This is a genomic window from Allobosea sp. Tri-44, from assembly GCF_004123845.1.
Lineage (GTDB): Bacteria > Pseudomonadota > Alphaproteobacteria > Rhizobiales > Beijerinckiaceae > Allobosea.
Genome location: NZ_NBDP01000023.1, coordinates 58,807 through 73,791 on the forward strand (window position 1 = coordinate 58,807; position 14,985 = coordinate 73,791).

The window sequence follows — 14,985 nt, forward strand, 5'->3', positions numbered from 1 at the left end:
GCTCAGCCGGCGCCCTTGCCGAAGAAGGCGAGCGCCTGCGCGAGCTCGCTCTGGTTCTTCGCGGCGTCGGTCAGCTGCACGCCGGCCGCGACGGCCTCCCAGGCCTGGCGAATGCTGGCGACGCCGGCCGCCGGCCCGCCGGGATGGGCGAGGATGCCGCCACCCGCCATGAACAGGAGGTCGTCATGGCCGAGCGCATCCCAGGTCGGCTGCGCCGTTCCGGCCCATTGCCCGGAGGAGAAGGCTGGCAGGACGCGGTCGTCGATGCCATCCGTCAGCGGCGTCACGCAATCCTTCGCCGAGGTCACGACCTCCTCATCCTCTTGCGCGAACTTGCCCTGCAAGCCATGCACATGCATGTGGTCGACGCCGGCGAGCCGCCACAAGGTCTGATAGGCCTGGAAGCCGATGCCGAGCAGCGGATGGCGCGAGAGCGCGCCGAAGCCGTTGCGATGGCCGTGCAGGGCAAGGCTGGTCGAGCGGCGCAGGGTCTCGACCGCCGAGAACCCGCACCAGTTCAGGCTGACCATCACGCAGGAGCCGCCCTCGCGCTCGACCAGTTCGGCATGGCGGCGCATCTGGTCGGTTTCGGCCGTGATGTTGAAGGCGACCATCACCGCCTTGCCGGTGCGGTCCTGATGGCGGCGCACCGCCGCCATCACCGCCGGGACGCGCTGGGCCAACGGCGCGTGGACCGGGTCGGCCGAGATTTCGTCATCCTTGATGAAGTCGAGCCCGGCTGCGCAGAGCTTGCCGACCAGTTCCGCGGTCTCGTACGGACGCAGGCCGACATTGGGCTTGATGATCGAGCCGATCATCGGGCCATCGGCTACCCCGGTGAGCCGGCGGGTGCCGGCGATGCCGCGGGTCGGGAGCGGGAACAGGCGGCGATACGAAGCCGGCAAAGCCATGCTTTCGAGCCGAAGACCGGTGACCTCGCCGAGATCGAACAGGTTGCCGGCGACGATCGCGGCCAGCGTCGGCAGGTTGGCACCGACATTGTCGACGGGGAAGGACAGCGTGATCCTGGCGCGCCGCCAAGGTCCAGCGACGCCCTTCCGCGTCAGCCAGGCATTGGGCAGGCTCGGCTCGGCGGCGCTGTCGAACTCCTCGACCGCGACGACGACGGCGCGGGTGCGGTCGCGCAATTCGTCGGTCTCGCCGGCGACACGGGTGAAGGTGCCGCTCGACTGCTCGCCGGCCATGACATCAGCGACCTTGCGAGGGTCGAGCGGCGTCTCGATCAGGTAAGTTGCTGTGAAGCGTTCGGTCGGCATGGCCGTTCAGAGCTTACTCAGATCAGGGAAGGGGCGCACCGGGTCCTTGCCGTCCCAGTTCTCGGCCGCCTCGCGGATCAACCGGAACATCTCGCCCTTGGGTCCGGCGACCTCGGAAAGCTCGATCACCGTTCCGGGATGATAGTGGGTATCGAAATAGATGAAGCGGCCGCGCTCGCCGACCTCTCCCGACATCACCGGCTTGAAGCCCTCGGCCAGCAGCCGCGAGAGGTCGGCATCGTAATCCGAGGTCCAGTAGGCGACATGCTGCAGGCCGCTATGGCCGGCATCGGTGAAGTCCTTGTACATCGACGGCACCGCATTGCGGCACTGGATCAGCTCGATCTGCAGCGGGCCCGAGTTGGCGAGCGCCACCGAATTATGCGGCTCGTAGGCCTCGCCCTTGTAGCGGTAGTTTTTGATCGGGACCTTGGGATTGTAGAAGAACGGCCCGACACCGAGCACCCGGCTCCAGTAATCCATCGCCGCCTCGATATCGGGGACGACATAGCCGGCCTGACGGATCTGGCCAAAATGACGGCTCATGGGTGCTTTCCTGCGAAGATGTCTAGAGGAAGCCGATGGAGATCCACGGCACGGCGGCGACGACGACGAGGCCGACCAGCAGAGCCAGCATGTAGGCCCAGATGTATTTCAGCCCCTCGTCGGGATTGATCTTCGAGATCGCGCAGGCGCCGTAATAGCCCACGCCGAAGGGCGGAGCGAAGAGGCCGATGCCCATCGCGAAGATCACGACCATGGCGTAGTGCACCTCGTGCACGCCGATCTGCTTGGCGATCGGGAAGAGCAGCGGCCCGAACAGCACGATCGCCGGGATGCCCTCGAGCACGCTGCCGAGGATGACGAAGGCGACGATCGAGATGGCGAGGAAGCCCCAGGTCCCGCCGGGCACCGCCGCCATGACCTTGGCGAGATCCTGCGAGAAGCCCGATTGCGTCAGCCCCCAGGCCATGGCGGTGGCGCAGCCGATGATGAAGATGATCGCGCCGGTGAGCGAGGCGGTGTCGACCAGCAAGCTCTTGAGCCGGCGCCAGTCGAACTGGCGGTAGATCAGAAGGCCGGCCAGCACCGCATAGGCAATGCCGATAGTCGAGACCTCGGTCGCGGTGGCGACGCCCTCGACGACGGCGGCACGGATGACGAAGGGCAGCGCGATCGCCGGCAGAGCGATCAGGCAGAGCCTGCCGATCTCGCGCTTCGAATATTTGGTGACGTGGCTGAGATCTTCGCCCTGGTTGCGCCACCAGACGACGAAGCAGAGCGCGATGCCGAGTACGACGGCCGGCAGCATGCCGCCGGTGAACAGCGCCGCGATCGAGACGCCGGTGACCGAGCCGATGGTGATCAGCACGATCGAGGGCGGGATCGTCTCCGTCTGTGCGCCGGTGGCCGAGAGCAGCGCGACGAGGTCGCCGGGCTTGGCGCCACGTTTCTGCATCTCCGGGAACAGCACCGGTGCGATCGCCGCCATGTCGGCGATCTTCGAGCCGGAGATGCCGGAGACCAGGTACATCGCGCCGATCAGGACATAGGAGAGCCCGCCGCGGACATGGCCGAGCAGCGAGGCCAGGAACTGGATCATGGCGCGGGCCATGCCGGTCATCTCGATCAGCGCGCCGAGGAAGATGAAGAGCGGCACGGCGAGCAGGATGAGGTGGCTCATGCCCTCGTCGAGGCGGCCAACCATCACGACCATCGGCGTCGAGGTCGTCAGCGAGAGATAGCCGAAGGTGGCGAGCGCGAAGGAGAAGGCGATCGGCACGCCGGCGAAGACATTGGCCGCGACGAGGCCGACGAAAAAGATCACGAGGTTGAGCTTGCCGAGCGGCTTTAGCACCGGCCCGAGCAGCCAGAACAGAACGATGAGGGCCACCGTGAGGCCAGCGGCCAATAGGACGGGCTTCCACGAACCGAAGCGCAGCAGCCGGCAGAAGGCGGCGAACAGCATCAGGACGATGCCGATCGGCAGCGCCGCTGCGCGCCAGGAATTGGCGATCTCCAGCGCGGGGGTGACGATGAAGCGCTCGTCCTCGGCGTAGTCCAGCGCCTCCGGCAAGATCATCATCAGGAAGGCGATCGCGGCCGTGATGGCGAGCGCTTCGAGCACAGCGCGGGTCTGCGGGCCGACGCGGGTGACGAGACCGGTCATGCGCATATGCTCACCGCGGCGCAGCGCCACGACCGCGCCGAGCATGGAGAGCCAGAGGAACAGGATCGAGGCGAGCTCGTCGGACCAGACCAGCGGCGCGTGGAAGACGTAGCGGGCGGTGACGCCCGCTCCGAGGATGACGATCTCGGCGAGGACGAGCACGGCCGCGACGAGCTCGACCACCGTGCCGACGGCGCGGTCGAGCCTGTCCGCGAGGCGACCAAATCCGGTCGCCGGCATGGCCGGCGGCAGCAGGGTGGCGGCGTGAGCGTCCATGGCGTGTCCTCGAGATTCGGTCCCGGCAAGCCTCAGGCGAGCTTGCCGACCGCTCCCTCGAGCAGGCCCCAGGCTTCGGCGCCGAAGCGCTCCTGCCATTCCTTGTAGAACCCGCCATCGCGGAGCTTGGCCCGGAAGCTGTCGGGGTTGGTCTTGTTGAAGGCAAGCCCCTTGGATTGCAGGTCGGCCTGCACGGTTTCGTTGAGGCTCTTGATGTCGCCGCGCTGGGCGACGCCGGCATCGTTGATCGCGGACGCCACGATCTTCTGGATGTCCGGCGGCAGGCCGCGCCAGGCGCGGCCATTGGCGATGAACCAGAAACCGTCCCAGATATGGTTCGAGACCGCGCAGCTCTTCTGCACCTCGTAGAGCTTGGCGACCTGGATGATCGGTAGCGGGTTCTCCTGCGCGTCGACGACCTTGGTCTGCAGCGCCGAATAGACCTCGGAGAACTGCAGGCTGGCCGGGGCGGCGCCGAGCGCCTTGAACATCGAGATCGACAGCGGCGAGACTGGCACGCGGATCTTGAGCGAGGCCATGTCGGCCGCCTGCTCGATCGCCTTGCCCGAGGTGGTCATCTGGCGGAAGCCGTTGTCCCACATCTTCTCGAAAGCGTAGAGGTTGACCTTCTCGATCGCGGCCCGGACATGCGCGCCGACCGGCCCGTCCATCGCCTTCCAGACTTGGTCGTAATCGGCGAAGGCGAAGCCGACCGCGTTGATCGCCGCGACAGGCACCAGCGTCGCGATCACCAGCGCCGACGGGGTGAAGAAGGTGATGCCGCCATTGCGGACTTGGCTCAGCATGTCGGTGTCGCCACCGAGCTGGTTGTTCGGGAAGATCTTGATCTCGACCCGCCCGTTCGTCTCCTTGGCGACGCGCTCGGCCGCTTGCTGAGCGCGGATGTTGAGCGGGTGGCTGAGCGGCAGGTTGTTGCCGTATTTCAGCTCGATCTCGGCGGCACGCGCGATCATCGGCATGCCGATCAGCGATGCGGCGGGGGCGGCGGCTAGGCCCTTGATGAGCGTGCGGCGGCTCGGTCCGGTCATGATGTCCTCCCTGGACGTGCTGATGCGATTTGATCGCTCTTGAGTGCTTGACGCTCAGCATAGAAATCGCGTCTGATGGTCTTCAAGCTCATTTTCTGATGGCTTTTGATGGAATGAACCGACCGATTCTCAGGTTTGTCGAGGAGGCCGAGCCATCCGCGCCGCGCCGCCGCCAGATGGCGCGGGTCGAGGATGTCGCGACGCTGGCTGGCGTCTCGACCGCGACCGTCGACCGGGTGCTCAACCAGCGGCCGGGCGTACGGCCCGCGACAGTCCAGCGCGTGCTCAAGGCGGCGGGTGAGCTCGGCTACGTCATGGAGGGAGCGCTGCCGGCGAGTGCGCTGCGTCCCCTGCGGCTCGGCTTCCTGCTGCCGGCCGGGAACAACCGCTTCCTCGGCCTGCTCGGCCGGCTGATCGCCGGCTCGCAGGACCAGCTCGCCTCCTTCAACATGCGTGCCCGGGTCGAGCATATCGAGAGCTTCAAGCCGGAACTGCTCGCTCATGAGCTCAGGCGGATCGGCCGCGAGGTCGACGGCGTCGCCTTCATGGCGCTGGAGCACCCGACCGTGCGCGAGGCGGTCGACCTTCTGGCCGAGCGCGGCGTGCCCAGCGTGACCCTGATCTCCGACATCGCCAATACGGCTCGCGCCGCCTATGTCGGACTCGACAATCGTGCTGCCGGGCGCACCGCCGGCCAGCTCATCGCCCGCTTCATCGGGCCGCGCCGCGCCAAGGTCGCGATGATCGCAGGCAGCCTGAGCTATCGCGCCCATGAGGAGCGCGAGATGGGCTTCCTGCATCTGTTCGAAGAACTCTATCCGGACATCGCCGTGGTCGGGCTGCGCGAAGGCCATGACGACGAGGCCAAGAACTATCGCCAGACCAAGACCCTGCTCGGCCAGCATCCGGACCTCGCCGGAATCTACAATATCGGCGGCGGGCCGGAGGGCATCGCCCGGGCGCTGAAGGAGGCCGGGCGGCAGGATGTGGTCTTCGTCGGCCATGGGCTGACACCGGAGACGCGGGGCCTCCTCGTCGACGGCACCATGGATGCGGTCATCACCCAGCAGCCGCTGGCGACGCTGATGAGCTGCGTCGCGATCTTCGCGAACCTGCGCGCCGGGCGGCCGGCGGCCGAAGGCACGGCGCGACCCGGCATCGAGATCGTGCTGCGCGAGAACCTGCCCTGACGGGCTGACAGCTCAAGTGGTGCGACCGACCTCGCGCGCCACTGCCGAGAACGACCTCATATCGGTGTCGGGCCGCGTCGCGATCGACAGGAAGCGCGCGGCGAAGGCGATTGAATCGCGCTGGCTCGGGCTGAGCTGGTCGCAGCGCTGTTGGTCGGCAAGCCCCGTCTGCTCGGCTTCGGTCAGCGCGGCCTTGAGTTGTGCCTCGCTAAGGGCCCCCGATGCCACCAGTGAGCGCAACACGGCGGTGAAGGCCAGCAGCATGCCTTCGAGCTGTAGATTGGCGACGTTCATCTCGTCCTCCACCAGCCAGTACCGGACAGCTCCGGCGCTGCCATCGTTGCATGCCTGAACCGGTCTTGCGACCGATTCCAAAGCAACCCTTCAGGCGAGCAATGGTTTTCAGGATCTGGAGGCAGAGGCAGCGCGGCGGATCGATGACCGCGCTGCGACGTCACGTCGGACTGGTGAGGTCAGGCTGCCTGCGGCTGCGCGGCGTCGCCGAGATAGGCGCTCTGGAAGGTCGTCATCACATGCGCGACCATCTCGCGGGCGATGTGGAGCTGGTCATCCTCGAAGGCGATGGTGCGCGGCGAATTGAGCACGATCTCGTAGCTCGGGAAGTAGTCGACGAAGTCGAAACGGCGGAAGAGCTCCTCGGCCACGGCGCGCAGCACCGATTTCGAGGCGCTGTTGGCGACGATCACGTCGGCATCCTTGAAGGTCGCGCCGAACGGCACTGGCGAGACGGTGACGATGAAGCGCATCTCCGGATGGCAGTGCTCGCGGATCAGCCCGATCGTGTCGAGCATGTCGGCCAGCGTCGTATCGTAGCCGTAGTCGATGAAGCGGAAGCGATCGGGCATCCGCGCCAGCCAGGTCGGGCCGGGATGTGCATTCATCGCGATCCCCGTCTCTGAATCGAGCCAGGTCTCGGTCAGGCCGAGCGTGAAGAAGCAGATGCGCGCATTCTTGATCTGCGCGGTCGCCTCGGTGAGGCGCTTGCGGTTGGCGAAGGCGGTCTCGCGGTCGAGCAATTTCAGGCCGCTGGCATGCGGATCGAACCATTGCCCGGGCGCGAGCTCGACCAGCCCGTCATTGGGATAGCTCTCGCCTGCCAGCACGCGCCTGAGTTCGTGCGTCATCGAACGGACCGAGTATTTGTTGAGCGCGCCGCGGCTGAGCTGGCCGCGATCGGCGCCGCCGCCGCGGCCCGTCTCCTCATCCCAGCTTTCGAAATGTTCGGCCGGCACGCCATGGCCCTTGAGCAGCAGCGGCAGCCCGCGCATCATCAGGATGTTCTCGACCTCGCGGGCGAAGCAGGAGCCCATGGTGAAGATCGGCCATGACGGATCGATCTTGAATTTCGATTTGTGCTCGACGGACAGGTAGTTGCCGGTGGTCAGCCGTTCCTTGGCCATCTTCTCCGGCTTGCCAGAGATCCAACCGCGCACGGGATTGCCGCGCATGATGGAAAGGGCTGTGCCTGCATTGTACTCGATCCGCATGATCGTCTCCTGCGTTCGTGAAAACCCATAGGCTGTAGGTTCGGCCCGCTGTCGGACCGTCTCGGCTAGCCCGGTGGATATCGGACGCTTCTGCGCCGACCGTGCCCTTCCGCTACGTGAGGCCGCGGCCTCACATGCGGTGGGGAATGCCGTTGTGGTCGAGGAAGCCGCGCATCCGGTCATAAGAAGCGGCATAGCTCTTCGCGAGGTTGTTCAGCGCCGCCTCCTGATAGACGGCGCGCCAGCCGCCCTCGGCCAAGGCCGCTTCCGGCACGACCGGGATCTTCAGCGTCTCGGCGAGTTCCTGGCTGCGCGTGTCATAGGCGACGAGCACGCCCGGCACGCCCTGCGCCACCGCCGGCAGCACGCCATGGACGCGGTAACCGACGGCAAGGTCGATCGAGCGCGCGAATTCGTCGTAACGCTCGACGTCGAAGAAGGAGAACAGCTGCTTTTCGTAGATGCGCCGCATCGGCGCGTCGTCCGGGCCGTCCCACCACTTGGTCTTGACGAACTCGGCGACGGCCTTCTCCTTCGCCGCCGGATCGCGCAGGAAGAACGCCTTCTCCTCCTGCTCGCCATGCGAGGACATCACCATCTCGCTCTGGCCGTCGACCTTGAGCAGGGCGGCCTTCTGGTTGCGCAGATAGGCGTCCGGGTCGGCGGTGTAGCTCTTGTCGGCCTCGCGGCGCAGGCTGAAGGCGACCTTGCGGATCTCGCGCTGGTCGGGGATGCGGATCTTGAGGTCGCGGTTGCGGGTCCGGAAGATCGAGGGGCAGCCGACGACCTCGACATTCTTGATGCCGTTCTGGCGCAAGGTCTCGGCGCTGAAGGCACCGCGCACGCCGATCGCGGCCGAGCGTTCGCCGACGATCGACCAGAAGCGCTTCGACGCCTCGGGCAGCTCGATCTTGCGGTTCTGGCTCGCCTGCGCGCCGACGCCGATCGCGTAGACCGGCAGCTTGACCTTCTCCAGCACCTCGACGGCGCGAAACCACTCCATGCTCTCGTGAATGAAGTTCGAGCCACGCACGAAGACGAAGTCGAACTCGCTGGCATAGCGCGCAATGTCGGCATCGGTCGGCGACATGATCTTCATCGGCTCCAGATGCGCATAGCGCAGGAGCTTCAGCGTCGAGTCGTAGACGATCATGTCGCCGATATTGAAGTAGTCACTGAGCAGCTTTTCCATCGGCGCGCGGTACCAGCGCACCTTGTCGTGCTCGTAGACCTCACCGGCCGGATAGATCACCAGCGCGCGCAATTTGGTCTCGGTCGCGATCGGACGCAGATTCGAGCCCGGGGCGAGCGTGCCTGTGGCTGCATCGGCTATCGCGACCGAGTGGGGGCGCCCATTGGGCAGGCTTGGCAACGGGATCGTCAGTTCGGCGACATCCGCTTCGCCGGTGACGATCGAGCCGGGCTGGATTGTGGCGTATTCCTGCCCATCGAGCATCAGCTTGAGCGTTGGCCAGCTCCGATCGGGCCTGCGCCCGATGGCGACGACGACCTCGCCGGTGGTGGCGCGCAGGATCTTGATGGCGTTCTGCGCTGAGACCACGGAGCCGAGATTGAGCACGGGCGCGTTCATGGCCCCTCCTTGACGAACTGAACTTTGAGGCGGACCAGGTCGCGGTCGGGGCCGAGTTTGCAGTCGGCGACCTTCATCTTGGTCATGAAGAGATAGGCCCCGTCGCCGGTTGTCTCGAAATTGCGCGAGCGCGAGGCGGGATCGGCGAGCGCGCCATAGCCGTAGCGCAGCCGGTCGCTGCAGTTCTTGCTCCACATGGTCGGGTGGACCATCAGCGTCTGCAGCGGCGACCAGCGGACGAGGTCGTCGGACCAGCTATAGGCGACGCGGCCGCCGGTGATGTTCTGGCTCGGGTCGGGGCCGAGATGGAAGATGGCGAGCCATTTTCCGCTCGCCTCATGCCGGGTCAGCGATCCCACGGTGGTCGGCAGCGGCTTGAGCGTCTGGCAGGGCCGCGCCTGGCTCAGGTCGTCGCGATAGGGATCGACGGCGCGGATGGTGAAGTCCTGCCCGTCGAAGGCGCGCCAGGAGGTCGGGTCCTTGATGTTGGTCGACCGGAACAGGCAGACGCCGTTCTTCTGGCCCTCGCCCCCGGTGGTCATGATCAGCGCATACCAGGCGCCGTCCTTCTGGACGATGTTGGAGGGGTTGAAGAAGCCGCGATGCCGGCCCTGGCCGACCTCCTGGGGGAAGCCGGGAGCGGCCACCAGCGGGCGCGGCTCATCGGTCTTGAAGCTCAGCCCGCCATCGCTCGAATGGGCGGCGGTGACGACATTGTACCAGCAGCTCATCGCATCCTTGAAGCGGCAGGCACCGGGATGCTTGTCGGCATGGTATTCGGCGTGCACCAGCGCCTCGACATTGCGGCCATCGCCGGTCCAGGTCGCGGCGATCCAGCTCTTGTCGCTGAACTGGCTCGGATCGGCGCTGCTCTTCGCCTCGAACGACACGGCGCAGCTCTTGCGGATCGCACCGAGATTGCCGCCGATCAGCGGCCGGCTGCGGTAATGGCTGGCGAAGGCGACGACCTCGCCCTTGTTGTCGCGGAAGGCGCGCAGGGGTGCGTCCGGCAAATCCCATTCCTCGCAGCGCTCGCGGGCCCAGGAGACGACCGTCTCTTCCTTCGCGTCGGGAGCGATCTCCAGCCGGTAGCCTGCGGCGGCCGGTGCGCCCGGCGCCTGCGCGAGGCCGGCGTCAGGCGTGGCGATCGCCAGCAGCGCCGCCGGCAGCCAGGCGAAGGCGGTGCGCGCGCTCCTCATGCCACCTTCCTTTCCGGCTCGGGAGCCGGTGCGGCGGGCGAGGCAGCCGCAGCCGGCTTCACCATCTTGTGGTCGACCTTGTTCTCGCTGAGAAAGGCGCTCATCGCGCCGTAGACACGGGCATAAGCCGCATTGAAGCGGTCGAACCGCGCCTGCTCCCAGTAGTCTTCGAGCCGGAAGTCCTTGCCGTCGAAGACGTCGACGCTCGGAATCTGGAAGGTCTCGGCGAACTCGACGGTGCGGCTGTCATAGGTGAAGTAGATCGACGGCGTGCCGTTGGAGAGCGCCATCAGATTGCCGTGCAGCCGGTAGCCGAGGACGAGATCGAGCTTGCGGACGAGCTGCTCGTATTCGGCGACGACGTCCGAATAGAACATCCGGTCGCGGTAGAGCCCTTCCATGCGCTCGTCGAGATACCATTGGGTTGCCCAGCCGTTCTCGCGCAGGGCGGCCATGCCCTCCTGCTTCTGCTCGGGGGTGCCCAGCGCGAGCTTCTTCTCCTCGACCTCGCCCTGGGACATCAGCGTGACCTCGAAGCGCTCCGCCATCGCCTTCACCAAATCGCGATGGAAGGTGAGGTAGCGCTTGATGTCCTTGGCGTAGTGCTTGGAGACCTCGCGGCGCAGCGTGACGCCGACCTGCTTCACGCTGTCGAGCGCCGGCAGGCGGATGGCGAGGTCGGGCCGGTTATTGCGGAAGGCGGTCGGGCAGCCGATGATCCGGGCGTTCTTGATGCCGAGCTCGTTCATCACCTCGGCCGAATAGGTGCCGCGCACGCCAAGCGAAGCGGTCGAGTCCGAGATCAGTTTGAGGACGGTCTTGGTGTCCTCGCTGAGTTCGAGCTTGCCGCTGACCGGGGCCTGCGCGCCGATGCCGAAGGCGAGCACCGGCAGCTTGAGGCGGCGCAGCACCTCGGCAGTGCGGCTCCAGTTCATCCCCGCGTGCACATAGTTCGAGCCGCGCAGGAAGACGTAGTCGAACTCGGCGTTGAACCGGTCGATCTGCGCCGGATCGATGCTGGTGATCGGCAATTCCTCGAGCTTCTCGAAGTTGAGCAGCTTCAGCGAGGAATCGAAGACGAAGGCGTCGCCGATATTGTGGTAATGGTTGATATGGCTCTGAAGATCGGCGTGCCTGTACCAGCGGACATTGTCGTGGTTGTAGACCTCGCCTGAGGGGCTGATCACGAGGATGCGGGCCATGGTTGCGTTCTCCCTTCTTGTGTCCGCGTAGCTCACGCGATCATCGGCGCGGCGGCGCGATTGGCCGGAGCCGGCATGCCCCGTTCGGCGATCAGGCGCTGGTAGAGCGCAAGATGCTGGTCGGCGCAGTCGACATGGCTGAGCGGCTTCTTGATGCCTGCGCGCAGGCGCTCCCATAGCCCGGGCTCGCTCAGCGCCCGGGTCATGCAGTCGACGAGGTCCTCCGGGCTGCCGGAGCGGAAATGCAGCCCGTCGACCTCGTCGGTGATCTTCTCGGCCATGCCGCCGAGATTGCTGGAGAGGATCGGGCGGCCGTGGAAGAAGGCCTCCTGGATCACGATCGGTGAGTTCTCCCACCAGACCGAAGGCATCACCACCCAGTCGACCGAGCGCATCAGGTTCGGCATCTCGTGGTTCTGGAAGGCGCCGCAGAAGCGCACGCGTCGCCCCGCTGCCTCGACCAGATCGGTGAACTTCTTCTTGTAGGCCTCCGGCTGCCTGTCGAGATTGCCGCCATAGACCAGGAGCACGCTGTCCTCGCCCCAGACCGAGTCCGGGATGCGGGTGACGGCGTCGAGCAGCACGTCGGCGCCCTTGTAGGGCGTGAGCTGGCCGAAATAGGCAAAGCGCGAGCGCCGGCCATTGGCTTCAGGCACCGGCCGCGGCGGCGCGACTTCGGCGACGTCGATACCGTTCTCGATCACCGAGAAGCGCTCGGCGGCGAGCCCCCATTGCTGGTAGCGCTCGGCCAGGAAGCGGCTCGGCGAGACGAAATGGTCGGCGAGGTTGAGGATGCCCTTGATGAAGGTCTCGCGGGCGAGGAAGCGCGCCGGCGAGATGTCGGGGAAGCAGGCGTTGCAGTCGCTGGGCGAAGCCCGGTAGCAGAGCTTGAAGGCGCCGGTCTTCACCATCTGGCCATGGTGATGGCAGATCGAGAGGTACTCGTGGAAGGTCACCACGATCAGCGCATCCGGCAGCGTGTCGCGCACTGCGAACAGGCATTCGAGGCCGAGCCCGATGAAATGGTGGAAATGCACCACATCGGGCTTGAGGTCGCGCAGCACGCGCACGAAATCGCGCTCGATCTCGTCAGTGGCGCGGTTCGAGAGCAGGAAGTGGTCGTACTCCTCGGCGTAATAAAGCAGTTCGCCGCCGCGCTGGCGCAGGCTCATCAGGGCCGTGCCGCCATGGCGCGGCGTCGGCGCGCCGACCCGGGCGAGATAGTGCGTGTCCACCTCGGCCTTGGCCCGGAAGCCCTTGTGCAGGTTGTAGGAGGCGACCTCGGCGCCACCGAGCGAGAAGGAAGGGTGGCCGTGCGAGACGACGAGGATACGCATGCTCATCCTCTCATGTTGGAAATGGCCAGCGCCCAGCGCCGGTCGAAACTGGTGCGGTCGGCAAGGCTGATCAGCGCGCCGACATGCGGGCGGGTCTCGGCGTCCTCGACGACATAGATCTCGACCTCGGGCACCCAGAGCGACGGCACGCCGTTCATCCGGAGCTTCAGGCAGAGGTCGAGACCCTTCTCGCCGGTGGTGAAGTAGCTGCGCGAGAAGCCGTCCACCTCGAGGAAGGCGTTGCGCGACATCACGCAGCATTCGGTCGCGCCGGCGGCAACCTCCATCGGCCCGAGGCTGCCGATCGCATCCAGCGGATAGCCGACGAAACGGTTGTAGACCCGCCGGTTCGCGCCTTCGCCTTCGAGCCAGGCGCCGGCCCAGCGGATCGAATTATCCTCGAACAGCAGGGTCGGGCTCGCGACGCAGTGGCCGCCGCGGCCGCGATAGGCGCGCTCCAGCCGCCCGAGCCAGCCGGGCATCCGGATCTGGGCTGCGCCGGAGAGCAGCGCTACCGTCTGGAAACGGCAGGCGCGCACGCCGGCCTCCAGCGCATCGCAGGTATCCTCGACGCCTTCGACCAGGACGAGCCGGACCTGGAGCCCGTAGAAGCGCGCCAGCCGACGCGCTTCGGCGCCGAGCCGGTCGAAGCTCTCGCCGGGGGCAGCGACCACGATCGGCAGCGGTTTGATTTCGGGATCGATCGCGAGCAAGGCGAACAGGCTGGAGAGCTCGCGCTGACGATGATCGAGGCCGATCACCAGGCCCATGGCGGCGTCGGCGTTGAAGCGACCGATGTCGTGCGTCTCGATCGCCTTGGGCGGCGCGATCTCGGCGGCCTGCAGGGCAGGAGCGATCTGCTTTTCAACGACGGCCGTGGCTGTCGACGAGCGTGGATCGAGCAGGCCGAAGACCCGCTCCAGCGCACGCCGTGCCGGGTTGCGGCCGGGCGCCAGCGGCAGGAAGACGGGGCCGTGGCCCTCGACCTCGAATTCGAGGTAGAGCGGCTGCCCCGGCTCCGGCAGCAGCTTGGGCGCGAAGACGATGAAGCCATGGCTGTTGCGCCGGCTCGCCAAGGCGGGACCGAAGCGCGGATCCTCGGCGAAGGCGGCGGTGACGTCCGGCCGTACGGCGCGTGTCCAGATCTTGTCGATGGCGCAGGACTGCGTGCCGCTGCGCAGGGTGACGCTGCCGGCGAGGCGCTCGGGGTCGAACAGCCAGCCGATGATCAGGACGCCGGTGCCCTCGACAATGGTGGCGTCGTCGATGCCGGCCCGCACCGGCTGGTCGAGGAAGGAGATGGTGTCGCGTCCGTCGAAGCGCTGCGAGGCGTGCTTCAGCTTCTCGGCGGTGGGAGCTGGCGCAGTGCCGCGCTGCAGCCCGTCGCGCAGATGGCCGGGCACGGTGATCTGCTCGAGCACGACATGGCGCTCATAGACTTCGAGCGCGCGCCAGCCGTCATTGGCGCGGAAGAACAGCCGCTCGATCTCGCTGGGATGGCGGATGGCGCACTCTTCCAGCAGGCCGAAGAAGCCGCGCGCGCCCTCGCCGAGATCGTCGCGCTCGAAGGTGCCGGCTTCCAGCACGGCTGGCGAGAGCCCGCCATGGGCGACCAGCAGCTTGGTCCGCCCGGCGGCGAAGTTCGCGGTCCAGCCCTGCACAAAAATGCCGTCGTCGAGCGGACCCATGACCTCGACGAAACCGCCAGGCTTGGCGACCGATTGCAGCAGCATACCGACGGCGCGCAGGCGCCGCGGATTCGACTTGCCGGCGAGCAGCACTTCCAGGAGGCCGTCGACGACAGTCGGGAAGGCCTGGCCGGCCTCGTCCGCGAGCGCGGCGAGGAAAGCCTGCAGCGGTAGTGGCTTCGGCGCCAGGATCAACCGCAGCGGCCGGCCGGGGCGGCCGAGCAGGATCGCGCCGGAGCCGGCACGATCGGGAGATGGGGCGGGTGCAAGGCAGAGGAAGCCGACGGCCTGCGTGGCGTCGGCTTGCGGCCGGCGCCAGGTCAGCGCCATCGTCTCGACCTTGTTGCGCGGATTGCCGTCGACCGCGACCGGCACCTTGCCGGGGATCGCGTCGCAGGCGCTCATGATCAGGATCGCGTTCTCGCCGAGCGGGGTCCAGGCGACGGTCGGCGCCGGGCTGATCATGGTCCGCTCCGGGATGATGACCTCGTTCATCGC

The 14,985-nt window shown here is 66.8% G+C and carries 12 protein-coding genes; 1 reads left to right on the forward strand and 11 read right to left on the reverse strand.

Annotated features, from left to right (window positions below; all coding sequences use genetic code 11):
- Nucleotides 1–2: 2 nt before the first annotated feature.
- The 4 genes from B6S44_RS15395 to B6S44_RS15410 are packed head-to-tail and all read right to left on the reverse strand — an operon-like array spanning nucleotide 3 to nucleotide 4,772.
- Entirely contained in the window at nucleotides 3–1,277 is a 1,275-nt protein-coding gene (locus B6S44_RS15395) for a ribulose-bisphosphate carboxylase large subunit family protein (RefSeq protein WP_129157776.1), read from the reverse strand.
- 6 nt (nucleotides 1,278–1,283) lie between these two features.
- Nucleotides 1,284–1,823 carry a VOC family protein gene (locus B6S44_RS15400; protein ID WP_129157777.1) on the reverse strand — a complete coding sequence of 180 codons (540 nt, stop codon included), beginning with the start codon at nucleotides 1,821–1,823 and terminating at the stop codon, nucleotides 1,284–1,286.
- Nucleotides 1,824–1,845: 22 nt separating this feature from the next.
- The gene (locus tag B6S44_RS15405; RefSeq protein WP_129157778.1) at nucleotides 1,846–3,723 is read right to left on the reverse strand and encodes a TRAP transporter large permease; all 1,878 of its coding nucleotides are present in this window, start codon (nucleotides 3,721–3,723) and stop codon (nucleotides 1,846–1,848) included.
- Nucleotides 3,724–3,755: 32 nt separating this feature from the next.
- On the reverse strand, nucleotides 3,756–4,772 hold the full coding sequence (locus tag B6S44_RS15410) for a TRAP transporter substrate-binding protein (RefSeq protein ID WP_129157779.1): 1,017 nt from the start codon (nucleotides 4,770–4,772) through the stop codon (nucleotides 3,756–3,758).
- A gap of 113 nt (nucleotides 4,773–4,885) precedes the next feature.
- On the opposite strand from B6S44_RS15410, the gene B6S44_RS15415 reads away from it, so the two are divergent.
- Nucleotides 4,886–5,962: a LacI family DNA-binding transcriptional regulator gene (locus B6S44_RS15415; RefSeq protein ID WP_129157780.1), complete on the forward strand. Its 1,077-nt coding sequence runs from the start codon at nucleotides 4,886–4,888 to the stop codon at nucleotides 5,960–5,962.
- Nucleotides 5,963–5,974: 12 nt separating this feature from the next.
- On the opposite strand, the gene B6S44_RS15420 is transcribed toward B6S44_RS15415, so the two are convergent.
- The 7 genes from B6S44_RS15420 to B6S44_RS15450 form a co-directional block, all read right to left on the reverse strand.
- A complete protein-coding gene (locus B6S44_RS15420) occupies nucleotides 5,975–6,256 on the reverse strand; it encodes a hypothetical protein (protein WP_129157781.1) in 282 nt (93 codons plus the stop codon).
- Nucleotides 6,257–6,435: 179 nt separating this feature from the next.
- Complete coding sequence (locus B6S44_RS15425) at nucleotides 6,436–7,470, reverse strand: GSCFA domain-containing protein (RefSeq protein ID WP_164985840.1); 1,035 nt, start codon at nucleotides 7,468–7,470, stop codon at nucleotides 6,436–6,438.
- A gap of 130 nt (nucleotides 7,471–7,600) precedes the next feature.
- Nucleotides 7,601–9,061 (reverse strand): polysaccharide pyruvyl transferase family protein, encoded by a 1,461-nt coding sequence (locus tag B6S44_RS15430; protein WP_129157783.1) that lies wholly within the window; start codon nucleotides 9,059–9,061, stop codon nucleotides 7,601–7,603.
- Nucleotides 9,058–10,260 (reverse strand): hypothetical protein, encoded by a 1,203-nt coding sequence (locus B6S44_RS15435; protein WP_129157784.1) that lies wholly within the window; start codon nucleotides 10,258–10,260, stop codon nucleotides 9,058–9,060. The genes B6S44_RS15430 and B6S44_RS15435 overlap by 4 nt, the downstream gene beginning before the upstream one ends.
- Nucleotides 10,257–11,462: a polysaccharide pyruvyl transferase family protein gene (locus B6S44_RS15440; RefSeq protein ID WP_129157785.1), complete on the reverse strand. Its 1,206-nt coding sequence runs from the start codon at nucleotides 11,460–11,462 to the stop codon at nucleotides 10,257–10,259. Before B6S44_RS15440 ends, B6S44_RS15435 begins: the two co-directional genes overlap by 4 nt.
- Before the next feature lie 32 nt (nucleotides 11,463–11,494).
- Nucleotides 11,495–12,799, reverse strand: coding sequence for a glycosyltransferase family 4 protein (locus B6S44_RS15445; RefSeq protein WP_465246117.1), 1,305 nt, complete (start codon nucleotides 12,797–12,799; stop codon nucleotides 11,495–11,497).
- 2 nt (nucleotides 12,800–12,801) lie between these two features.
- On the reverse strand, nucleotides 12,802–14,982 hold the full coding sequence (locus B6S44_RS15450) for a glycosyltransferase family 2 protein (protein WP_129157787.1): 2,181 nt from the start codon (nucleotides 14,980–14,982) through the stop codon (nucleotides 12,802–12,804).
- Between the last annotated feature and the right edge of the window lie 3 nt (nucleotides 14,983–14,985).

Excerpts from the sequence above, each read along its gene's own strand:
- B6S44_RS15395 (WP_129157776.1), bottom strand. The coding sequence starts at position 1,277 with ATGCCGACCGAACGCTTCACAGCAACTTACCTGATCGAGACGCCGCTC.
- B6S44_RS15400 (WP_129157777.1), bottom strand. The coding sequence starts at position 1,823 with ATGAGCCGTCATTTTGGCCAGATCCGTCAGGCCGGCTATGTCGTCCCC.
- B6S44_RS15405 (WP_129157778.1), bottom strand. The coding sequence starts at position 3,723 with ATGGACGCTCACGCCGCCACCCTGCTGCCGCCGGCCATGCCGGCGACC.
- B6S44_RS15410 (WP_129157779.1), bottom strand. The coding sequence starts at position 4,772 with ATGACCGGACCGAGCCGCCGCACGCTCATCAAGGGCCTAGCCGCCGCC.
- B6S44_RS15415 (WP_129157780.1), top strand. The coding sequence starts at position 4,886 with ATGAACCGACCGATTCTCAGGTTTGTCGAGGAGGCCGAGCCATCCGCG.
- B6S44_RS15420 (WP_129157781.1), bottom strand. The coding sequence starts at position 6,256 with ATGAACGTCGCCAATCTACAGCTCGAAGGCATGCTGCTGGCCTTCACC.
- B6S44_RS15425 (WP_164985840.1), bottom strand. The coding sequence starts at position 7,470 with ATGCGGATCGAGTACAATGCAGGCACAGCCCTTTCCATCATGCGCGGC.
- B6S44_RS15430 (WP_129157783.1), bottom strand. The coding sequence starts at position 9,061 with ATGAACGCGCCCGTGCTCAATCTCGGCTCCGTGGTCTCAGCGCAGAAC.
- B6S44_RS15435 (WP_129157784.1), bottom strand. The coding sequence starts at position 10,260 with ATGAGGAGCGCGCGCACCGCCTTCGCCTGGCTGCCGGCGGCGCTGCTG.
- B6S44_RS15440 (WP_129157785.1), bottom strand. The coding sequence starts at position 11,462 with ATGGCCCGCATCCTCGTGATCAGCCCCTCAGGCGAGGTCTACAACCAC.
- B6S44_RS15445 (WP_465246117.1), bottom strand. The coding sequence starts at position 12,799 with ATGCGTATCCTCGTCGTCTCGCACGGCCACCCTTCCTTCTCGCTCGGT.
- B6S44_RS15450 (WP_129157787.1), bottom strand. The coding sequence starts at position 14,982 with ATGAACGAGGTCATCATCCCGGAGCGGACCATGATCAGCCCGGCGCCG.